This is a genomic window from Pseudomonas mohnii, assembly GCF_900105115.1.
Taxonomy (GTDB): Bacteria; Pseudomonadota; Gammaproteobacteria; order Pseudomonadales; family Pseudomonadaceae; genus Aquipseudomonas; species Aquipseudomonas mohnii.
Map to the genome: position 1 here is coordinate 621,456 of NZ_FNRV01000001.1, position 21,824 is coordinate 643,279.

The following is a 21,824-nucleotide window of genomic DNA, read 5'->3' on the forward strand; positions in this document are numbered from 1 at the left end:
GCCTGTGTTTATGAACAAGAAAGTGAAAAGCATGCGTTTCGCCGTTGCCAGTCTGGCCTTGAGTTGCTTCACCGCGTTCGGCGCGCACGCCGCCGAACCCAAGGAGCTGTTCTTCTATAACTGGACTGACTACTACCCGGTCGACCTGCTGGCCAAGTTCGAAAAAGAGACCGGAATCAAGGTCACCATGGACGGCTACGACAGCAACGAAACCCTGCTGGCCAAGTTGCAGGCCGGTGGCGCGGCGTATGACGTGATCGTGCCGTCGCAGTCGATCATGCGCACCCTGATCAACCAGAACCTGCTGCTGGAAATCGACACCCCGACCCTGCCCAATTTCCAATACGTGAAACCGGCGTTCCGCGACCCGGGTTTCGACCCCGGCCGCAAATTCTCGGCACCGTACCTGTGGGGCACCACCGGGTTTTCCTATGACAGTGCGCGCGTGCCGGGCGGCAAACTCGACGACTCGTGGAAAGAATTCTTCGAACCGCGCAAAGAACTGCAAGGCCAGCTCGCCGCGCTCGACACCTCCAGCAGCGTGATCAACGCCGCCAGCCATTACCTGAACGTCGACGAATGCAGCGAAAACCCGCAGGACGCCAAACGCATCCTCGAACTGCTGCAAAAACAGAAACCGTTCCTGAAGATGTACAGCTCGGACAACACCGTCGACCGCATGGCCTCCGGTGAAGTGATCATGATGCAGAACTGGAACGGTTCCACCGCGCGAGCCACGCTGCAGAAGAGCACCATCAAGTACGTCTACCCGCGCGAAGGCCTGGCGATGTTCCAGGACAACTTCGCCGTGCCGAAAAGCGCCCCGCACCCTGGCAACGCGAAGATCTTCATCGACTGGATGATGAAACCGGAAAACGCCGCCGCCGTGTCCAACGCCATCGCCTACGCCAACGGCATCCAGAGCGACACGTTGATCGACGCCAAATGGCGTGTGATGGACGCCATCAACATGCCCGACGAATTCGCCTCGCGACTGCGCCCTGAAAAAGAGTGCAGCAACAAGGCGCGGGAACTGCAGGACCGCATCTGGGCGAAGCTCAAGGGCTGACTTGAAACCCTGACGCGGCCATCGCTGGCAAGCCAGCTCCCACAGTGATTTGTATTGATCACACCATTTGTGAACACCCCCAAACCCTGTGGGAGCTGGCTTGCCAGCGATGAGGCCCTCCCAAACACCACAGAATTCGAGGTTTAAATGACTCAACCCCGCTGGCTACGCAATGTACGCCCCTACGGCTCCCCCGCCGAAGACCTGCTGATCGAAAATGGCCGGTTCACCCAACGTCGCCCGGCCTCGACCACTGAATTGCTCGCCACCGACATCGATGGCCAAAACCAACTGCTGACCCCGCCCCTGGTGGAAAGCCACGTGCACCTGGACAAAACCCTCTGGGGCCAGCCGTGGCGCCCCAACAGCGCTGGCCCGACCCTCAAGGATTACATCGCCAACGAACGGCGGATCCTGCGTGAAGTCGAAACCCCCATCGCGCAGCGGGCCGGTGCACTGCTGGAAAACTGCATCGCCCGTGGCTCCCTGACCATGCGCTGCCACGTCGACATCGACCCGGAATTCGGCCTGCGCCACGTCGAAGCCATGCAGCAACTACGGGAAACGTACCGCGACCTGATCGACCTGCAACTGGTGGTGTTCCCACAAACCGGCCTGATCAGCCGTCCCGGCACTGCCGAACTGATGCGCAAAGCCATGGCCCTGGGCGTGGAGAATGTCGGCGGCCTCGACCCGTGTGGCATCGACAACGACCCCATCGCCCAACTCGACTTCGTGTTCAAACTGGCCAGCGAGTTCGACCGTGGTGTGGACATTCACCTGCACGACAAAGGTGAACTGGGTCTGTGGCAAATCGCGCTGATCGCTGATTACACCGAACACTTCGGGCGTCAGGGCCGGGTGATGATCAGTCATGCCTACTGCCTCGGTATGCTGCCGTGGAGCCAGGTCAAACCCGTGGCCGAACGCCTGGCGGCGCTGGGTATTTCGTTGATGAGCTCGGCACCGGCCGATTGCGCGGTGCCGCCATTCCTGGCCCTGCGCGAAACCGGGGTGAATGTCTGCCTGGGTTCCGACGGCATTCGCGACGCCTGGTCGCCCATGGGCAACGGCGACATGCTGGAACGGGCGATGTTGCTGGCGTTTCGTTTCGACTTGAACAAGGACGATGAACTGGCGGCGGCATTTGAAGCGGCGACGGTGAACGGCGCTCGGGCACTGGGCTCTACCGACTATGGGCTGGCGCTGGGCGGGCCGGCGGACTTTCTGTTGATGCCGGTGCAAACCCTGGGTGAAGCCGTGGTTTCGCGGCCGGCTCGCCAGGTCTATCGCGGCGGGCAGTTGATCGCTGCGGGCGGTCGCTTGCTGGACAGTCGTTTGTGAATCGCATTGGACTTCGAGCCAGTTGCGTGGTCGGCTTCGACGGCACGCAACACGTGCTGTGGCGCGATGGCGAAGTGGTGTTCGAAGGCTCGCGCATTGTGTTTGTCGGTCGCGGTTATCCAGGGCCAGTGGAGCAATGGATCGACTATGGCAATGCGCTGATCGGCCCCGGTTTCATCGATCTGGATGCCTTGGGCGATCTTGACTCTACAGTCCTGACCCTGGACAACGGCGACGAGCGCGACATGGGCCGGATGTGGTCGGCGGACTATCTGGCCCGCGGGTCACGGGAGAGCTACAGCCCTGAAGAGGAAATTTTCAAGTATCGCTACGCCTTCACCCAACTGATCCGCAATGGCATCACCACCGCCATGCCAATCACCTCGATGTACTACCGCCAATGGGCGGAAACCTACGACGAGTTTGCGGCGGTGGCCGGTGTGGCAAGCGAATTGGGCCTGCGGACATACCTCGGCCCTTGTTACATGAGCGGCATGAGTTACTGGCAGGCCGACGGTACGTTGGCGCATCACTGGGATGAAGCCCGGGGCCTGGCCGGACTCGATGCGGCGGAGCGGTTTTACCGTGATTTCGACGGCGCGAACGGCGGCCTGATTAGGGGTGCACTGCTGCCGGACCGCATCCAGACCTGCACGCCCGCGCTGCTGCAACGCACCGCTGCACTGAGCCGCGAGCTGAACGCACCGATGCGTTTGCATTGTTGCCAGGGACTTGGCGAGGTAGCGATGGTCGAACAACTGCGCGGCGCGTCACCGCTGGGCTGGTTGCAGCAGCTTGGGCTGTTGAATCCGCGCAGCCTGCTGCCCCATGGCATCTACACCCAGGGCGATGACGACCTGCAGCGGCTGGTGGATGGCGGCGCGAGCCTGGTGCACTGCCCGGTGGTATTCGCCCGGGACGGCGAGGCCCTGAACTCCTTCGGCCGCTATCGCGCCAAGGGCATCAACTTCGCTTTGGGCACCGACACCTGGCCGGCGGATTTGCTCGACAACATGCGCCAGGGCCTGAACATCGCGCGCCTGATGGAGGGCGGCAACTCGCAGACCAGCACACTGGACATGTACAACGCCGCCACCCTCGGCGGCGCCAAGGCGCTGGGCCGTGACGATCTCGGTCGCCTGGCGCCGGGGGCCAAGGCCGACATCACCGTGTTCAGCCTGCGCGGCCTGCACCTGGGGCCGCTGTTCGACCCGTTGAAAAACCTGGTGCTGGCCGGGCGCGGCGACGACTGCATCGCCAGTTACATCGATGGCCGCTGCGTGATGCAGGACGGCCAGGTCCACGGTGTCGACTACCCCACCCTGCAGCGCCAGGCCCAACGACAATTCGAAAAACTGATGCGCAGCCACAGCGACCGGGCCTTTGGCCAACCGGACTGGAAGACCTTGTTCCAACCGGCCATCCCGTTCGCCGACAACTACAGCGCACAGGCGCCACTGAGCGCCATCGATCCACTTCTTTAGAGAATCCTGCCCATGCAAAGCTTCGACTTCAGCACGCTGAGTGCGCGAGACAAATACAAGATTCTGATCGGCAGCGTGGTGCCACGGCCGATTGCCTTGGTCACCACTGTCGACGGTGAAGGCCGGATCAACGCCGCCCCGTTCAGCTTTTTCAATGCACTCTCGGCCGATCCGCCAATCCTCGCCCTGGGCGTTGAAAACTACGGCGACCAGAGCCCCAAGGACACCACGCGCAACATCCAGCTCAACCAGGAATTCACCGTCAACATCGTCAGCGATGCGCTGGTGGAAGCGATGAACGTCTGCGCCGTGCCCTTCGCCCCCGGCTTCGACGAACTCACCGCCGCCGGCCTCACCGCCATTCCTGGCACCACGGTCAAATGCCCACGAATCGGCGAAGCCCCGGTCGCGCTTGAGTGTCGCCGGATGATGGCGCTGTCCATCGGCCAGTCACGGGAAATCATCTTCGGCGAAGTGCTGATGGCCCATGTACGCGATGAACTGATCGACCCGAAAACCCTGTACATCGATCAACTCGGGCTCGATGCGATCGGACGGATGGGCGGGCATGGCTATGCGCGCACGCGAGATTACTTCGATCTGCCGACACGCTCGTTGCAGGCCTGGACAGAAGCGCCGGGGGGTGGGGAGCGGTTTTGGCCGGTGGCCAAGTAGTACGTAGCGCATATCCCCTGTAGGAGCGAGCTTGCTCGCGAAAAACGTCAACGATGATGCGGGTACCTGGCGGACTGCGGTGTTCTTACGCCCGTCGCGAGCAAGCTCGCTCCTACAGGGGGATGCATCGTCAGCGAAAATCCCGGCTGCGCACGCTGATGCCGTCCAGCAAAGGGCTCAGGTCACTCAAGCGCCCGGCGATCAGGTGGCGCACTTCGCCCTCCTTCTCCCAACGTCCATCGACCTTGAGCAACTGCGAGCCGACCAGCACCTGGCGTTGCCGCTCGGCCAGGTCACGCCAGACCACCACGTTGACGTTGCCGAACTCGTCTTCCAGGGTGACGAAGGTCACGCCGCTGGCGGTGCCTGGTCGCTGCCGTCCAGTCACCAGCCCGGCGACGCTGACCGGCCGCCCGTGCTCGACCGCCAGCAATTCCTTCGAACTGCGGCAGCGTCGTGCCTTCAACTCACCGCGCAACAACGCCAGCGGATGCGGCCCCAGGGTAGTGCCCAGACTGTTGTAATCGGCCAGCAGGTCCTCGCCCACGGTGGGTTTGGGCAGCGCCACCGCGCCCTCCTCCTGACTGGGCAGGCCGGCAAACAGGCCAAGCTGCTTTTGCACCCCCGCCACCTCCCAGCGCGCCCGATGCCGATCGCCCGCCAGCCCCCGCAGCGCACCGGCATCGGCCAGTAGCTCCTGGGCGCGGGCATCGAGTCGGGCCCGTTCGCCAAGGTCGGCGACGTCGGCAAACGCGCCGTTCGAACGCGCCGCCTCGATACGTCGGGCATCGTCCTCGCGAAAGCCCTTGATCATGCGCAAACCCAGGCGAATCGCCGGTTGCGCGCCGGTGAGCGGTTCCAGGCTGCAATCCCAGTCGCTGGCCCGCACGTCCACCGGGCGAATCTGCAGATGGTGGCGACGCGCGTCCTGCAGAATCTGGTCCGGGCTGTAGAAACCCATGGGCCAACTGTTGATCAGCGCACAGGCGAAGGCGGCCGGTTCGTGACATTTCAACCAGCAACTGGCGTAGGTGAGCAAGGCGAAACTGGCGGCGTGGGATTCGGGAAAACCGTAACTGCCAAAGCCCTTGATCTGCTCGAAAATCTGCGCGGCGAATTCAGCCGTGTAGCCTTTTTTCTTCATGCCGGCGGCCAGCCGGTCCTTGTGCGGCTCCAGCCCGCCATGACGTTTCCAGGCCGCCATGGAACGGCGCAACTGGTCCGCCTCACCAGGGCTGTAGTCGGCGGCGACAATGGCGATCTGCATCACTTGTTCCTGAAACAGTGGAACCCCCAGGGTGCGCTTCAACACCTCCCGCAGCTCTTCCGAGGGATAGCTTTCGAGTTCTTCCTTGTTTCGCCGGCGCAAGTACGGATGCACCATGCCGCCCTGGATCGGTCCGGGACGAACGATGGCCACCTCGATCACCAGGTCATAGAACTTGCGCGGCTTGAGCCGGGGCAGCATCGACATCTGTGCCCGGGATTCGATCTGGAACACGCCGATGGTGTCGGCGCGACCGATCATGTCGTAGGTTGGCGCGTCTTCGGAGGGGATCGACGCCAGGCTCAGGTCCAGGTTGCGATGACGGCGCAGCAAATCGAAACAACGACGAATCGCGCTGAGCATGCCCAAGGCCAGGATATCCACCTTGAGCAACCCGACCGCGTCGAGATCGTCCTTGTCCCACTGAATGATGGTGCGCTCGGCCATCGCGGCGTTCTCCACCGGCACCAGATGGTCCAGCGGCTGCTCGGAAATCACAAAACCACCGGGATGCTGGGACAGGTGTCGGGGGAATCCGATCAACTGTTGGGTCAGGCTGAGGACCCTGCGCAACACCGGGCTGTCAGGGTCGAACCCACCTTCACGCAGGCGCTCCACGGGCGGAGCCTGATCGCTCCAGTGGCCACAGCAGTCGGCCAGGGCGTTGACCTGATCCGGCGGCAACCCCAGCGCCTTGGCCACATCGCGCACCGCGCCGGCGCCGTGGTAGCTGCTGACCACGGCGGTCAGCGCGGCACGCCCCCGGCCATAACGCTGGAACACATACTGCAAGACTTCTTCCCGGCGTTCGTGTTCGAAATCGACGTCGATGTCCGGCGGTTCGTTGCGCTCCTTGGAGAGAAAGCGCTCGAACAGCATGTTCATGCGATCAGGGTCGATCTCGGTGATGCCCAAGGCGAAACACACCGCCGAGTTGGCCGCCGAGCCCCGGCCTTGACACAGAATTTTCTCGCGCCGGGCGAAGGCGACGATGTCCTGCACGGTCAGGAAATAACTCTCATAGCCCAGCTCGGCGATCAGACCCAATTCCTTGTCGATCAGCCCGCGCACCTTCTCGCTCGCCCCGCCGGGCCAGCGCTCGCGCATGCCACGCTCGGTCAACTCCCGCAGCCAGGACGCAGCGCTGTGTCCCTCTGGCACCAGTTCCCGTGGATATTGATAACGCAGCTGGCCGAGGTCGAACGTGCAGCGCCGGGCGATGTTCAGGGTTTCGTCGAGCAAGGCCGCTGGATAGAGATCGCGCAAGACGTCAAGGCTGCGCAAGTGCCGCTCACCGTTGGGGTGCAGGCGCAATCCGGCATCGGCCACCGGCAGGTGATAGCGGATCGCGGTCATGGTGTCCTGCAAGGCGCGCCGCCCGCGAGCGTGCATGTGTACATCGCCGCTGGCCACCGCAGGAATCCGCAACGCCCTGGCCAGCGTCAACAGCGCATCGAGGCGCCGGGCATCGTCCTGACCCCGGTGTAACTGCAGCGCCAGCCACAAGCGTTCAGCGAACACCTGTTTCAGCCAGTCACCCTGTGCGAAGTCATCGACCGCGTCCGGCACCCACAGCGCCAGCAACCCCGGCAACGGTTCGCTGAAGTCCTCGCGCAACACTTGATACTGGCCTTTTTGCGAGCGACGCCGGGCTCGGGTGATCAGTCGGCATAACGCCTGGTAACCCTCGAGATTTTCCACCAGCAGCACCAGTTTCGGGCCGTTCTCGATGCGCACTTCACTGCCGATGATCAGGGGCAGCTCCACGGACTTCGCTGCTTGCCAGGCGCGGACGATGCCGGCCAGGGTGCATTCATCGGTGATCGCCAGGGCCTGATAGCCCTGCTTTTTCGCCCGCTGAAACAACTCAAGGGCACTGGAGGCACCGCGCTGGAAACTGAAGTTCGACAGGCAGTGCAGTTCCGCATACCCGGCGCTCATGCAAACCAGCCCTGCAGCCACAACGGGCCATCCTCGCCGACCGCACGATAGGCCCAGCCCTGCTGGCCGCTACGGGTTTCGATCAGGTAATAGTCGCGGCGTACGTCGTCGCCGTCCCACCAGCCGGACTCGATGCGTTCCGGCCCCATGAGAATGCGCGTCGAGCCTTCGTGTACCGCCAGGGGTTCTGTCAGCAGCCAGCCTGGCCGTTGCACGCTGGGAAATCCGGCGCAGGGCTGGTGGTCGGCACTGGCCTGCCACGCGCACTCGGGTCGGTGATCGGCCTGGAAGCGCAAGCCGTGCACCGCATCGTCCCCCAACCGAGCGCGCAGGCGTTCGCGCAGTTGTTCCCAGGGCAAGGTTTGCTGTGGGCGATCGTCGAACAGCTCCTGAAACTGCGGAACGAAGCTCGGCAAGTCTTCGGCGCGCAGGCGAAACCCACGCACCGGCGCCTCGACCTGCACTTGCTCAAGCCGACCTCGCGCCAGTTCGAAGAGCATCGCCGGGTCGCGTTCGGCGCTGAGCAGCCCCACCTTGATCAGCGTGTCCGGCAAGCCGGCGTGTTCCAGATGCAGGTCGAAGCGTTGCACGCCGCTGTCGCGCCCGCAGAGAAACGCCGACAGGTCGCCGGTCAACCGGCGCAGCGGAAACAGCAAGGCCTGATGGGATTGCACATCGAAGTTGAGCTCGATACGCACATCGAAGCGGTCCGGCGGCAGATAGAACGCCAGCGGCAAGCGCCGCAAACCGAGCAAGGTGTCCAGGTGCTTGAGCACCGGGGCCTCGAAGCGCCGCGCCAGGCTGTGTCGAGGCAACGCCTGCACCTGACTCAAGGTGCGCAGGCCCATGCGCGACAATGCGGTGGCGACGTTGGCCTCCAGCCCGATGCGGTCGACGGGCAATTGCCCGAGGTGATGCCGCAAGGCTTGATCGTCGGGCACCACCAGGCCGTCATGGGCGTTGGCCAGCATCCGCGCCGCTACCGGGTTGGGCGCGGCGACGATGCGGTGACGGAAACCCAACTCGCCGAGCTCGCTGCGCAAACGCGCCTCGAAGGGCGACCAGCCACCGAACAGCCCCAGGCTGGACTCGATTTCAAACACCAGAGCGCGCGGGTAATGCACGCTGACCTGGGAACTGAAGCGATAGGCCCAAGCGGCCAGGAACTGCTGCCAGTGTTCGATTTCAGCCGTGTCGTACTCGGCCGTGGCAAAACCCTTGCTCAAGGCCTGGGCGGCACTCATGGACTGGCCGGGACGCAAGCCCAGCGCCCGCGCCGCGCCGTTGACCGTCTGCAACACCCGGCGCTGGGCCGGGCCGGTCAGCAACGCCAGCGGCGCTTCGGGATCGGCGCGCTGACGCAGTACCGCGTCCAGCGCCAATTGCGGGAAAAGAATGCAGACCCAGCGCATGGCAACCTCAATGCCCCACGGCAAAGGCAATCGGCGCCGAACGGGCCTGGCCGCCCCGGCACTTGAGCACCCGCAATTGCGCAGGCTTGGCATTGTTGGCGGCATCGATGGCGATGCGCAGGGCCGCTGGCGACGGGTTGATCGCTTCACTGATCGAGCGATAAGCGAACGCCAGGGTCGAGCCGGTTTCCGCCGCCACCTGCAAGCGGCGCAGCGCACGGTCATCGGCCTTGTGCGGCCAGCACAGCACCGCGCCGCAACTGCCCGAACGCAGGCATTGTTCCGCCGCCCACAGCGCATCGCGTTCGCTGGCCTGAATGATCGACAACTGGCGCAGATCGACCCCGGCGCTCTGCCACGCCTGGGGATACGGCACATAGGGCGGCGCCACCAGCACAATGCGCTCGCCCGCCGCCGCCAGCCGCGCCAGTGCCGGCCATACCAGCTGCAATTCGCCGACACCCTGCCCGGCCAGGAGAATTTCGGTCAGTGCCGCTTCCGGCCAGCCGCCCGTGGGCAACGCTGCATCCAGCGCGGCATGCCCGGTGGGTTGCGGGCTGACCGCAGGCGGCGCAGGCCGGCCCTTCCAGACCTGGCCGCCATTGAACAGCGTATCCAGCGCAACGACGGCACCCATCAGCCTTGCCTCACCAGACCGCAGAACACCCCTTCGATGGCCAGGTCCCGGTCGGCTTCGACGATGATCGGCTGATAGGCCGGGTTGCGCGGCAACAGGCGAACCCTGTCGCCGACCCGTTCGAAGCGCTTGATGGTGACTTCGCCGTCCAGGCGCGCCACGACGATCTGGCCGTTGAGCGCCTCGGGGTTGCGGTGCACGCCCACCAGATCGCCGTCGAGAATGCCGTCTTCGATCATCGAGTCACCGCGGACCCGCAGCATGTAGTCAGGCACGCGGGAGAAGATCGATGGATCGAGCAGCAAGCGGCTATGGATTTCGGCATCGGCCCCGATCGGCGCACCGGCCGCCACCCGGCCGAGCACCGGGATGTCCAGCAGTTCGGGACGCGGTGGCTGCCCGAGCAGGCGAATGCCACGGGCCTGATGCGGGTTGACCTCGATAAACCCGGCGTCGGTGAGCGCCAGCACATGCTTGCGCGCCACGCTGCGGGAGGCGAAACCGAACGCCTCGCTGATCTCGGCGAGGCTCGGGGACTGACCGTGTTCGGCGATGCGTTCGCGGATGAAGGTCAGGATGGCGGTACGGCGGGGAGTTAAAGTCGTCATGGAGTACATTTGTACTCTTTTCGGATTTTTCTTACAAGGACTTCTGTAGGAGCAGCCGGTCGACGCTCGATTGCTCGCGAAAAACCCGAGGCCGTCACGGGGTATCGGCACCCCGCGTTATCGTTGACGACCATCGCGAGCAGGCTCGCTCCTACAGGGGGGCAGCCAGATACGCGGTGATGTAATCGATAAACGCCAGCACTTTGGCCGTGGCCCGCCGATGGCTGGGGTACACCGCCAGTATGTGCGGGCCAAAGCTGTCCGGGTCGATGTCGTAGTCGGCCATCACCTGCACAAGCCGCCCGTCAGCCAGGTACGGCGCGGCACTCCACAGCGGTGCGTGCAACAGACCGCGTCCGGCCAGGGCATTGGCCAGCAACAGATCGTAATTGTCGCTGCGCAAGCGTGGTGTCCGGGGCTGCGGCAGGCTCAGGCGCTGGCCGTCGCGCTCGACCCACCAGAATTCACGGCTGAGCAATGGGTGGCAATACAACAACCATTCGTGCTGATCAAGGGTTTGCGGGGTGACCGGCAGCCCCTTGCGCGCCAGGTACTGCGGGCTACCACACAACGCCAGGCGATTGCTGCCGACCACGCGGGCGATCAACCCCGGCAAGTCGTCATGCCCTTCGCGCAACGCCAGGTCGTAGCCGCTTTCGAGCAAATTAACGAACGCATCGCACAGGTCCACTTGCAGGTCGATCTGCGGGTATTGCTCAAGAAAACCGCCCACTACCTGGTCGAGAAAAGCCTGCCCATAGGCCAGCGGCGCGGTGACTTTCAGACTGCCGCGCAAGCCATGCTGCAACTGCTCGATCTCCTCCCCCGCCTCGTCCAGCCGCTGCAAGACCTGACGCGCGGTTTCCAGGTAAAGCCGTCCGGATTCCGTGAGCGAAATCCGCCGGGTGCTGCGCTCGAACAAACGCGCCCCCAGCTCCGCCTCCAGGTGATTGACCGCTTTGGTCAGGGCCGATGGGGTCTTGCCCAACTGCTCGGCGGCGCGACTGAAACTGCCCAGTTGCGCGGTGACCACGAACATTTTCAAAGCACCCAACTTGTCCATTCTTTTTCCATTCAGGCAAAAATGTTTTTCGTGAGTGAGGCGTTCTGCCGACGCCGGCAAGCCACTAATCTGGCCATCAGACGCAATAACAAGGAAACATTCAATGAAAAGATTCATCCCGAATCTACTGATGGCGGCCATGAGTTTTGCCTCGTTGGAAGCCATGGCGGCGACTGATCTGGTGTTGTTCAACGGCAAGATTTTCACCGCCGACCGTAACCAGCCCAAGGTTCAGGCCCTGGCCGTGCAGGACGGCAAAGTGCTGCAAGTGGGCAGCGATGCGCAGATCAAGGCCTTGATCGACTCAGGGACACAAGTCATCGACCTGGCTGGCAAGACCCTGATGCCCGGCCTGATTGATAGCCATTCCCACGCGATTTTCGGCGGCCTGGAAATGGTCGCGGCCAACATGGAAGACGAGGTGGTCGAGCTCGACGAACTGGAAAAACGCCTGCGTGGCTGGCGTGACGACGGCAAGGCCCGGCATGGCGATGTCCTGACCGTGGCCGGCATGAGCTCCGCTTACTGGGCGCAGGCCGAAGCACTGGGCAAGACATTCAACAGCGGCGAATGGGCTGACGTGCCCGTGGTGTTTACCGGCAGCGATCACCACACGGCCTGGGCCAACAATGTGATGCTCAAGCGCGCCGGAGTGGATGCAACGCTACTGAAAAACCTGCCGGACGCCGAGAAAGGCACCATTGGCAAACTCGCCGATGGCAGCCCCAACGGATTTCTGGTGGACGCCGGTTGGGACCGGGTGGCCTCGAAGATGCCGTCGCCGAGTGCCGCCGACATGCTCAAGGCGGCGCAAACCGCCGTGAGCTACAACAACAGCCTCGGCATCACAGCGTGGATGGACCCCGCCGCCAACGCCGCGCCCGGCGAGCCGATATTCGCCCTCAAGCCCACGGAGCAAACCGTCGGCGTGCTGCCGGTGTACAAGGCCCTGTCCGAAAGCGGCGGCATGACCGCCCACGTCGCGGCGCTGCTGGTGGCCAACGGCAAAAGCGTTCCGGCCGATCTCGACACCCTGGACAAGGTCCGCCAGCAGTTCCAGGGCATTCCCAACTTGACGCTGCCCGGCATCAAGATCTTCGCCGACGGCGTAATCGAGTACCCGGCGCAGAGCGCGGCGATGATCGACCCTTACACCAACTCGCACAAACCGGGCGAACTGCTGATCGATCCCAAGCACTTCGGCGAGCTGGTCAGCGCCATCGATCAACGGGGCTGGCTGGTGCACATCCACGCCATTGGCGACCGCGCGGTACGCGAATCGCTGAACGGCATCGCCCAAGCGCGCAAAGACCGCCAGAGCGGTGTGACCCACTCGATCACGCACTTGCAGATCGTCAATCCGAAAGAGTTCGCTCGCTTCAAACCGCTCGATGTCATCGCGTCCATGCAACTGCTGTGGGCCAGTGCCGACGACTACACCACGGACATGATCAAGCCTTACGTCAGTGCCCTGGCGTTCCGTTACCAGTACCCGGCGCACTCCTTGCTCAAGCAAGGCGCAACCATCGCCGGGGCCAGCGACTGGTCGGTGTCGTCGCCCAATCCGTGGAACGCCATGGCCCAGGCCATGACCCGGGTCGGTCCATTGGGCGTGCTCAACGCCGATGAACGCATCGACCGCGAAACCATGTTCTACGCCTATACCCTCAACGCCGCCCGCACCATTGGCCTGGACAAACAGATCGGTTCCTTGACCGCTGGCAAACAGGCCGACTTCATCGTGGTCGACCGCGATGTGTTCAGCGTCGACGAAAAAGCCCTGCATGACACCCAAGTGCTGCAAACCTGGTTCGCCGGTCGTCAGGTCTACGCACCAACCCTCTAAGAAAAACAGCAACCCCTCCGCTGCCCGACTCCGTGTTTCTCAACACGGGGCCAGGCGCAGCCATGTCCGACTTCTGCCTATAACAATCACAATAGCGGGACGTACCCCATGAAAGCTTTCACCCTGTTCGCCCTCGGCTCCTTGAGTGTGCTGCCTTTAAGCAGCCAGGCCGTGCCTTTGAATGATGATTTCTCGTTGCTGCTGGACGTCAACCTGGCCAGCGACTACCGCAGCCGTGGCATCTCGCAAACCCAGAACGACCCGGCCCTGCAAGCCGGCGCGACCCTGACCCACAGCAGTGGCCTGTACCTGGGCGCGTGGAGTTCCAACGTTGATTTTGGCGGCGGCCTGAAGACCCGACAGGAGGTCGATTACTACGCCGGTTGGCTGTGGCAAGCCACCGATGCGGTCAATCTCGACCTTGGTTATCTCAAATACAGTTACCCGAAAGAGAGCCAGTTCAATCAGAGCGAGGTCTACGGCATTCTCAGCGTTTATGGGGTGAAGCTCGGTGCCTATTACTCCGACGATGCACCGGGCATCGACAGCCAGCAGAACTCGCTCTACACCTACGTCGGTTATGAAACCGAGTTGCCCTATGGCACCGGCCTGAAACTGCGCTACGGCAACATGGACTTCAAAGACCCGCACCTGTATTCGAACTCGGGTGAAGCCGAAGATTCGTACCGGGAGTGGGAAGTCCGACTGACCCATGAACTGGCCGGCGTAACGCTGGGCCTGAGCTACGTCGACACCAACCTGTCGAAGAGCCAGTGCGCCAGCAACTGGGGCTTCGATGACGTGTGCAGCGCGACGGTAGTGGCGAGCGTCAGCAAGTCTTTCTGAGTTCGCCGTTTGCCGGTTTGTTGGTGATTGGGTCTTTGGAATTTTTGAGCGTTTTAGATTGCCTTCGCTGGCAAGCCCGCTCCTACAGATGACTAATACGATGATCATTTGTAGGCGCTGGCCTGCCAGCGAAAGCGGTATTCCATTCACCGACCAAGCCCGGCCAGTAACGCCCACGGATAAATCCCCCGCTCATGCCCATCACTGAACACCAATTGCAGGCCATATCCTTGCGAATTCACTTCGATCACCTGAACCCGTCCATCAACCATCGGCGGCGTCCCGCGCAATCGGAATGCCCGGCATTGAGAACACGGGCATTGCCGACGCAACTCGACATGGTCAAGTAACTGTTCGCGACCATCCGGCCAGTTCAAGCGTAATTGTTGTTTGCTTCGGGAGTTGCCGATGGCCAGCGGGTTCATTGCAGTTGACTCAGGGCAATGCGCACCGCCTTGCGCACTTCCGGGTCGCCGTCGTCCTGGGCGGCCAACAGCGGCGCGATGGCACCCCGCTCGTTCAACTCGCCCAGGGCCAGTGCGGCTTCCTTGCGCAGATTGCTGATGCGGTGGCCGAGGGTTTCGATCAGCGCATCGAGGGCCGGGGCATACCGTAAACGCCCAAGGCTGCGGGTGGCGCGCAGGCGCACTTGCCAGTAATCGTCGCCCAAGGCTTCGACCAGCGCGGCACCGGCGTCGGCGTGCCCGACCTTGCCCAGCGTGGTGGCGGCCTCTTCGCGCACTTGCCAGGCCTGGTCCTGCAGCGCCTGGCGCAGGGCTGGCAGCACCTGTGCGTCTGACGCCAGCCCCAACGCCCCGGTGGCGGCGCGACGGACTTCGGTGTCCGGGTCATCACTGGCCAGCCGTGCCAGGGCCGGCAAGGCATCGAGCTGCTTGAGCCAGCCCAGCACGCCGACCGCTTCACGGCGGACGTTGGCGTCGTGATCGTCCAGCGCCAGCAAGGCCGCCGGGGCGGCCTGTGGAAAGCGCAACTCGCGCAAGGCCCTGAATGCGGCGATGCGCACGCCGATGTCGGCATGCCCGGTCCACGGCAGAATCACCCTGCCGGCCGCTTCGCTTTTGAGCAGGCTGAGGCTTTGCGCGGCGGCGGCCTGTACCGCTGGCGAGTGATCGGTCAGGGCCTGGCACAGCGCCTCGACCACGGGTTCGTCCTCCCAGGCTTCGAGCAAGCGCGCGGCTTCGGCGCGAACCTCCTCGGCCGGGTCGTGCGCCAGACGATCGACCAGCCACAGCAGGCCATCGGGCTCTTCCAGGTCAGCCAGGTCGATCAGGGCGATGCGGCGCACGCCGGCGTCCTCATCGGTCAGGCGTGGTTGCAGGGCGAGAATGTCGTCGTTGTCGGTTACATCAAAGAGTGAGGTCATAGGGCAAATCGCGGCAGTTTGTTTTCAGGAGGAAGTCCGAGAGGGTTCAGGCGCGGTAGCTGCCGACCGTCTTCGTGACGCAGAAGCTCGAGGCAGTGACGCTTCAAGCGCGAGAATGCGTGGCTCGTCACCAGCTCGGTGGTGCGTGGTCGCGGGAAGTCCAGGTGCAGGTCTTCGATGATCCGGCCGGGGCGCGAACTCATCACCAGCAAGCGATCAGCGAGGAACAGCGCTTCGTCGATATCGTGGGTCACGAACACCACGGTGGTGCGAATCCGTGTCCAGATGTCCAGTAACAGTTCCTGCATGTTCAAGCGGGTCAGGGCGTCGAGGGCACCGAAGGGTTCGTCCATCAGCAACAACCGCGGACGATTGACCAGCACCCGGGCGATTTCCACCCGCTGCTGCATGCCGCCGGACAGTTGATCCGGCCAGCGCTCGGCAAAGCCTTCGAGACCCACCAGGGCGAGGATTTCATCGGCGGCCCGGTGCCGTTCGGCTTTACCGATGCCGCGCATTTTCAGGCCGAAGGCGACGTTGTCGCGCACTGTGCGCCAAGGGAACAGCGTGTGCTGCTGGAACACCATGCCGCGCTGCGGCGACGGGCCAGACACCGGCGCGCCGTCGACATTGAGGACGCCGGTGCGCGGCTGCAAGTGACCGGCCAGCGCACCGAGCAAGGTGGATTTTCCGCAACCGGAGGGCCCGAGGATGCACACGAACTGTCCCGGTTCAATCTGGCAATCGAGCCCCTGCACCGCTTCAAAAGCAGCGCGGCCCTCGCCCAGGCTGATCGACAGGGCGCGAATATCGATGCGCCCTTCCGGATGTTGAAAAACGCTCATCAGGCTTTTCCTCGTGGTCGATGCCAAGGCGTGAACAGTCCGCCGAGGCGCTTGATCAACAGGCTGCTGCCCATCCCGAGCACCCCGATCAGCAACATGCCGACCACGATGTCGGCATAGTTCTGGATGGTGTAGGACTCCCAGGTGTAATAGCCGATGCCGTACTGGCCGGAGATCATCTCGGCGGTCACCAGGCAAAACCACGAGGTGCCCATGCCGATGGCCAGGCCGGTGATGATGCTTGGCGCAGCCCCCGGCAGAATCACTTCCAGCAGAATCGCCCGCCGCCCTGCCCCGAGGCTTTTCGCCGAGGCAATCAACCGCGGATCGACACCTTCGACGCCGTGCACGGTGTTGAGCAGGATCGGAAACAACGCGCCGGTGAAGGTGATGAAGACCATCGACAGTTCTGACGAGGGGAACATCAGGATCGCCAGGGGAATCCAGGCCACGGCCGGTATCGGGCGCAGTACCTCCAGCGGCGGCAGCAACAGGTCTTCGGCCCATTTCGAACGGCCGATGGCCAAGCCCAGGGCGACCCCGATGACCAATGCCGCGAGGTAACCGGCGAACACCCGGCCGAGGCTGCTGCTCAAATGCCGGGCCAATTTGCCGGAGTCACCGAGACCGAAGGCGGCCTGGATCACGGCCAGCGGTGTTGGCACATTGGCGAACGTCACCAGGCCGAGGTTCCAATGGTGGCTGGCGGCGAGTTGCCAGAACAGCAGGCAGAGCAGCAAGGATGCGGCCCGGGGGGGCCAGCGATTAAACGGTCCGTTCACAATTGTTCCTCTCAACCGAATCCCTTTAGGAGCGAGCCTGCTCGCGATGATGTGTCAGTCGACATCTCTTTGGCTGACACCCCATCGCGAGCAGGCTCGCTCCTACAGGGGGACTGCGGTGTTGGTGGATTAGCGCACGGCCACCGCCTGGGTGGTGGCATCGGTAAAGTCGAAGACTTTGCCGCCCTGGGCCGTGGCGAATTGTTGGGCCTGGCCCTTGAGCAGAAACGCGCTGAGGCGCCCTTTCGCATCACTGGCAAACCACGCCTGATCCGCCAGCAACTTGATGCCGCTGTCACTGGCCTGGGCATACACCGCGCGGATGTTCCTGCCTTCCTGCTTGAGGCTGGCCAACGCGGTGAACGCGGCTTCGGCCGATGCGTACTGACGGACTTTCGGTTCGCCACGCACCCAGATCTCGGCCACGTGGCTGAAGTCGGTGATGGCTTTGCCGGTGGACGCATCGACCGCTTTGAGCGGGGTTTGCGCGTAGTTGGCCAGTTGCGCGGCGTAGTCCAGGTTCGAGGCCTTGAAGGCAGCGCGGATGTACTGGTCGTCGATGAAGGTCTTCAAATCGAGCCCGCGATCAGCCTTTTTCAGCAGCTTGAGGGTGTCGATGGCGGTGCCGACGGCCTGGCGATATTCCGGTTTCCAGCTCAGGTCGCGGGTCTGCACGCCCAGCGGGCCGTGGAACAGGTAATTGACCTCGGCATCGACCCCGGTGACCTTGGCGATCAGTTCGCTGTACTTCTCCGGCTCGGCGGCGAGCAACTGATTGGCCTCGAGGCTGGCGCGCAGGTAGGCGACGACGATCTCCGGGTATTTTTTCGCGTAGCTCTGATCGACCAGCGCACCGTGGAAGGTCGGTGCCCCGGCCTCGGAACCGTCATAGATCTTGCGTGCGAAGCCCCGGCTCGGGAACAGCTCGGCGAACGGCACGAAGTCGGCATGGGCGTCGATCTTGCCGGCCTGCAAGGCGGAGCCGGCGACTTCCGGTGGCTGGGCAATGATGTTCACGTCTTTGAGCGGGTCCCATCCCTGGGCCGCCACGGCACGCAGCAACATGCCATGGGCGGTCGAGGCGAACGGCACGGAAATGGTCTTGCCCTTCAGCTCGGCCAGCGACTGCACGCCCGAGGCGCTCGGCACGACGATGCCGTTGCCACTGCCCTTGATGCTGCCCGACAGCACGCTGATGAACAGGCTGTGCTTGCCCGCCGTTTCGAACGCCACACCGTTGAACGAACCGGGGAAATCGGCCATGGCGCCGAAGTCGAGTTTGCCGGCAACCATCTCGTTGGTCAGGGGCGCGCCGCTGGTGAAGTTTTTCCACTCCACGTCGTACTTCGCGTCCTTGTATTGCCCGTCGTGGGGCAGGTATTTGTCGAGCAGGCCCAGTTCGCGGATCAACAGACCGCCAGCGGCGCAGTTGATCGTGGTGTCCTGGGTGCCGATGGCAATGCGGATGGTCTCGGCCGAGGCCGACAAGGTGAATGAAGCCAGTACCAGACCGGCCAATGCTGCACGCAGCGATGTTGGCAAAACCATGGTGAATCCCCTCGAATCATTTATAGGATGTTCGTCTCCGCCACGATCAGGGCGTGGTGGGAAACGAGGGGTGTTTTCAAGCAGCGTCCGGGGGTGGCCGGATGGCTTTGGGGTTGTTTGTACCGGCCTCATCGCGAGCAAGTTTCGTGGGTGCAGACAGAGACACTGTGGGAGCGAGCTTGCTCGCGATGGCGTCCTGTCATTCAGCGCAACAAATAAGGGATGTCTACTTTCACCGCCCCGGTCGGGCAGTCCTTCTCACAGGGCATGCAGTACCAGCATTCATCGAAAGCCATGTAGGCCTTTTGCGTGGCCGGGTTGATGGCCAGCAAGTCCATCGGGCAAACGTCGACGCACACGGTGCAGCCTTTGTGGGCGATGCACAGGTCCTCATCGACGGTGACCGGCGCGTTGGAACGGAAGAAGATTTCCTGGGGTTGATAGGCCATATTCGGTCTCTCTTTTGTTGACGGCATCAAGCCGCATCGGCACCGACCCGCAAGCGGTCGTAGGCCTGCATTTCATCGGCGTCGAGGGGGATGATGTAAGGCTCGACGGCTTTCTTGAAACTGGTCATCAGGCCGTTTTCGTCCTTCTTCAGGTGGCAATGGCAGAACCAGTCGTTGTCGTTGCGTTGCGGGTGATCGACCCGATAGTGGTAAAGCCCCCAGCGACTTTCGGCGCGGAACAACGAGGCCCGGGCGGCCATTTCGGCGCAGTCGCGGATCATGCTGACTTCCATGGCACGCATCAGTTCGTGGGCGTTGTGGGCCTTGATCTGATCAAGGTCGCGCTGGATATCGCTGAAGCGTTGCAGGCCGATTTGCATCTTCTTGGTCACTTTCGGCGGTTGCAGGTAGTCGTTGACGAAGCGCCGCAACTTGTACTCGACCTGGGCCGGTGGCAGGCCGTGTTCGCGGTCCAGTGGCGCGTAGACTCGTTGTTTCTCGGTTTCGATCTGCGCGGCATCCAGCGCCGAAAACTCACGCCCGGCGACGAAATCCGCCGCATTGGTCCCGGCAAACCAGCCGTATGTGAACGCGCCGAGCATGTAGTTGTGCGGCACCGCGGCCATGTCCCCCGCCGAGTACAACCCCTTGACCGAGGTTTCGGCTCGCTCGTTGACCCAGACGCCCGACGCCGAATGCCCGCTGCAAAAACCGATCTCGGAAATGTGCATCTCGACCATTTGCGTGCGGTAGTCGGTGCCGCGATTGGCGTGGAACTGGCCGCGACTCGGGCGTTCGTTGCTGTGCAGGATCTCTTCGATGTTCTGGATGGTTTCCTCGGCCAGGTGATCGAGTTTGAGGAACACCGGGCCGTTGCCGCTTTCCAGTTCCTGGTGGAACTCCCACATCATCTGCCCGCTCCAGTAGTCGCACTCGATGAAGCGTTCGCCCTTGTTGTTGGCGGTGTAGCCGCCCAGCGGGCCGGTGACATAGGCGCAGGCCGGGCCGTTGTAGTCCTTGATCAGCGGGTTGATCTGGAAGCATTCCAGGTTCGCCAGTTCAGCCCCGGCGTGATAGGCCATGGCGTAGCCGTCGCCGGCATTGGTCGGGTTTTCGTAGGTGCCCATCAAATAACCCGAGGACGGCAGTCCCAGACGTCCGGCCGCGCCGCACGCCAGGATCACTGCCTTGGCCTTGATCACATGGAAGTCGGCCGTGCGGCAGTCGAAGCCCATTACCCCGTTGACCGCGCCCTCTTCGTCCTTGAGCAAACGGGTACAGACCAGGCGATTGGTGATGCTCACCCGCGCCCGCTTCAACTGGCGATACAGCACTTTCTTGATGTCGTGCCCTTCCGGCATCGGAAGCACGTAGGCGCCCATGTGGTGGACCTTTTTCACCGCGTAGTCGCCGGTTTCGTCTTTCTCGAACTTCACACCCCAGCGGTCCAGTTGCGAGAGGGTTTCGAAGCTGTGGGTCGCATAGGCGTAGACCGCTGCCTGGTTGACGATGCCGTCGTTGGCGATGGTGATTTCCTTGGTGTACTGCTCCGGCGTCGAGTGGCCGGGGATGATCGCGTTGTTCAGGCCGTCCATGCCCATGCTGATCGCGCCGCTGCGCTTGACGTTGGCCTTGTCGATCAACAGCACCCGCAGATCACGGTTGTGTTCCTTGGCCTTGATCGCCGCCATGGGCCCGGCGGTGCCACCGCCGATCACGACGATGTCGTATTCCTGCTCCAACGTGTTTCGGCTCATGCCTGCTCCCCTTTTTGCCGGTCAATCCGCAGGCGGTACTGGAACGCGTCGCCTCGGTAGTAAAGGTGTTCGAAGTCCAGGGGGCGGCCCTCAGCGTCGTGGGTCAGACGCTCGATGCGCATGATCGGCGAGCCGGGTTCGACGTTCAGCGCCTGGGTCAGGTCGCTGTCGGCCAGCACCGCATCGATGGCCAGATCGGCGTGACCGAGGGCCAGGCCGCAGTCGTTTTCGAGGATCAAAAAGATATCGCGGGTGACCAGGTCTGCTTTTTCCAGGCGCTCGCCGATGGCTTTGGGCAGGTAGGTGATTTCCAGCGAAATCGGCTCGCGATTGATCAACCGTACCCGTTTGATCTGCGCCACGGTTTCACCCTCGGCGACCTGCAAACGCTCGGCCACCAGTTTGTCGGCGGCAATGAACTTGAAACTGCGCAGGCGGTTGATCACCTCGTAGCCGCGACCGGTCATGGACTCGGCGAGGCCTTGCAGGGTGCTGACGTTCTGGAAGGTCTTCGGCTTGGCGACGAAGGTGCCCTTGCCGTGAATCTTGAAAATCAGCCCTTCCTTTTGCAGGTCACCGAGGGCCTGGCGCACGGTGATGCGGCTGACCTTGAACAGCGCGCCGAGCTCGCTTTCCGAAGGCATCTGGCTGTCTTGCGGGTACTGGCCATCGAGGATGCGGGCGCGCAGCACATCCCGCAGCTGGGTGTGCAAGGGAACGCTAGTGAGGGATAGAACGTTATCGGTCATGAAGATCACTTGTCATAACGAGTTATGACGTGATCTTAGAGTTCTAAAGAGAGGGTTGAGAAATACTGTTTGGGAATAAGGTTAGAGCGCACGTTCAACCATGCACTGAAACACCTGT

The 21,824-nt window shown here is 62.9% G+C and carries 19 protein-coding genes; 6 read left to right on the forward strand and 13 right to left on the reverse strand.

Translation table 11 applies throughout. The features are described 5' to 3' along the window. The first annotated feature begins 10 nt into the window (after positions 1-10). The 4 genes from BLV61_RS02675 (at position 11) to BLV61_RS02690 (ending at position 4,572) form a co-directional block, all read left to right on the forward strand. On the forward strand, positions 11-1,069 hold the full coding sequence (locus BLV61_RS02675; RefSeq protein WP_047529820.1) for an extracellular solute-binding protein: 1,059 nt from the start codon (positions 11-13) through the stop codon (positions 1,067-1,069). A gap of 147 nt (positions 1,070-1,216) precedes the next feature. After that, positions 1,217-2,413 (forward strand): amidohydrolase family protein, encoded by a 1,197-nt coding sequence (locus BLV61_RS02680; protein WP_090462340.1) that lies wholly within the window; start codon positions 1,217-1,219, stop codon positions 2,411-2,413. After that, a complete protein-coding gene (locus BLV61_RS02685; protein WP_090462343.1) occupies positions 2,410-3,897 on the forward strand; it encodes an amidohydrolase family protein in 1,488 nt (495 codons plus the stop codon). The genes BLV61_RS02680 and BLV61_RS02685 overlap by 4 nt, the downstream gene beginning before the upstream one ends. A gap of 12 nt (positions 3,898-3,909) precedes the next feature. Beyond that, positions 3,910-4,572 carry a flavin reductase family protein gene (locus tag BLV61_RS02690; RefSeq protein WP_090462345.1) on the forward strand — a complete coding sequence of 221 codons (663 nt, stop codon included), beginning with the start codon at positions 3,910-3,912 and terminating at the stop codon, positions 4,570-4,572. Between the two features lie 130 nt (positions 4,573-4,702). On the opposite strand, the gene BLV61_RS02695 is transcribed toward BLV61_RS02690, so the two are convergent. From BLV61_RS02695 to BLV61_RS02715, 5 genes are all read right to left on the reverse strand, one after another. After that, positions 4,703-7,801, reverse strand: coding sequence for an error-prone DNA polymerase (locus BLV61_RS02695; RefSeq protein WP_161793930.1), 3,099 nt, complete (start codon positions 7,799-7,801; stop codon positions 4,703-4,705). Further along, positions 7,777-9,192 carry a Y-family DNA polymerase gene (locus BLV61_RS02700; RefSeq protein ID WP_090462347.1) on the reverse strand — a complete coding sequence of 472 codons (1,416 nt, stop codon included), beginning with the start codon at positions 9,190-9,192 and terminating at the stop codon, positions 7,777-7,779. Before BLV61_RS02700 ends, BLV61_RS02695 begins: the two co-directional genes overlap by 25 nt. Positions 9,193-9,199: 7 nt before the next feature. Next, positions 9,200-9,829 carry a translesion DNA synthesis-associated protein ImuA gene (gene imuA, locus BLV61_RS02705; protein ID WP_090462349.1) on the reverse strand — a complete coding sequence of 210 codons (630 nt, stop codon included), beginning with the start codon at positions 9,827-9,829 and terminating at the stop codon, positions 9,200-9,202. Then, positions 9,829-10,446, reverse strand: coding sequence for a transcriptional repressor LexA (gene lexA, locus BLV61_RS02710; protein WP_047529831.1), 618 nt, complete (start codon positions 10,444-10,446; stop codon positions 9,829-9,831). Before lexA ends, imuA begins: the two co-directional genes overlap by 1 nt. A gap of 142 nt (positions 10,447-10,588) precedes the next feature. Then, the gene (locus BLV61_RS02715; RefSeq protein ID WP_090462352.1) at positions 10,589-11,500 is read right to left on the reverse strand and encodes a LysR family transcriptional regulator; all 912 of its coding nucleotides are present in this window, start codon (positions 11,498-11,500) and stop codon (positions 10,589-10,591) included. Positions 11,501-11,603: 103 nt separating this feature from the next. On the opposite strand from BLV61_RS02715, the gene BLV61_RS02720 reads away from it, so the two are divergent. Together BLV61_RS02720 and BLV61_RS02725 are read left to right on the forward strand one after the other, a co-directional pair. Beyond that, the gene (locus BLV61_RS02720) at positions 11,604-13,346 is read left to right on the forward strand and encodes an amidohydrolase (RefSeq protein WP_090462353.1); all 1,743 of its coding nucleotides are present in this window, start codon (positions 11,604-11,606) and stop codon (positions 13,344-13,346) included. A 108-nt stretch (positions 13,347-13,454) separates the two neighbouring features. Continuing rightward, on the forward strand, positions 13,455-14,192 hold the full coding sequence (locus tag BLV61_RS02725) for a TorF family putative porin (protein WP_047529838.1): 738 nt from the start codon (positions 13,455-13,457) through the stop codon (positions 14,190-14,192). Between the two features lie 146 nt (positions 14,193-14,338). Here BLV61_RS02725 and BLV61_RS02730 read toward each other — a convergent pair whose 3' ends face one another. The 8 genes from BLV61_RS02730 to BLV61_RS02765 all read right to left on the reverse strand — a co-directional run bounded on the left by BLV61_RS02730 (position 14,339) and on the right by BLV61_RS02765 (position 21,706). Continuing rightward, positions 14,339-14,617, reverse strand: coding sequence for a DUF971 domain-containing protein (locus BLV61_RS02730; protein WP_090462355.1), 279 nt, complete (start codon positions 14,615-14,617; stop codon positions 14,339-14,341). Then, a complete protein-coding gene (locus BLV61_RS02735; protein WP_090462357.1) occupies positions 14,614-15,576 on the reverse strand; it encodes a HEAT repeat domain-containing protein in 963 nt (320 codons plus the stop codon). Before BLV61_RS02735 ends, BLV61_RS02730 begins: the two co-directional genes overlap by 4 nt. Next, positions 15,573-16,421 carry an ABC transporter ATP-binding protein gene (locus BLV61_RS02740; RefSeq protein WP_090462359.1) on the reverse strand — a complete coding sequence of 283 codons (849 nt, stop codon included), beginning with the start codon at positions 16,419-16,421 and terminating at the stop codon, positions 15,573-15,575. Before BLV61_RS02740 ends, BLV61_RS02735 begins: the two co-directional genes overlap by 4 nt. Then, positions 16,421-17,203: an ABC transporter permease gene (locus BLV61_RS02745; RefSeq protein ID WP_090462361.1), complete on the reverse strand. Its 783-nt coding sequence runs from the start codon at positions 17,201-17,203 to the stop codon at positions 16,421-16,423. Before BLV61_RS02745 ends, BLV61_RS02740 begins: the two co-directional genes overlap by 1 nt. 129 nt (positions 17,204-17,332) lie before the next feature. After that, entirely contained in the window at positions 17,333-18,751 is a 1,419-nt protein-coding gene (locus tag BLV61_RS02750; RefSeq protein WP_090462363.1) for an ABC transporter substrate-binding protein, read from the reverse strand. 203 nt (positions 18,752-18,954) lie between these two features. After that, positions 18,955-19,200 (reverse strand): 4Fe-4S dicluster domain-containing protein, encoded by a 246-nt coding sequence (locus BLV61_RS02755; RefSeq protein ID WP_008060065.1) that lies wholly within the window; start codon positions 19,198-19,200, stop codon positions 18,955-18,957. Between the two features lie 26 nt (positions 19,201-19,226). Continuing rightward, entirely contained in the window at positions 19,227-20,957 is a 1,731-nt protein-coding gene (locus BLV61_RS02760) for a fumarate reductase/succinate dehydrogenase flavoprotein subunit (protein WP_090462365.1), read from the reverse strand. Further along, positions 20,954-21,706: a GntR family transcriptional regulator gene (locus BLV61_RS02765; protein WP_090462367.1), complete on the reverse strand. Its 753-nt coding sequence runs from the start codon at positions 21,704-21,706 to the stop codon at positions 20,954-20,956. The genes BLV61_RS02760 and BLV61_RS02765 overlap by 4 nt, the downstream gene beginning before the upstream one ends. Positions 21,707-21,824 lie beyond the last annotated feature (118 nt).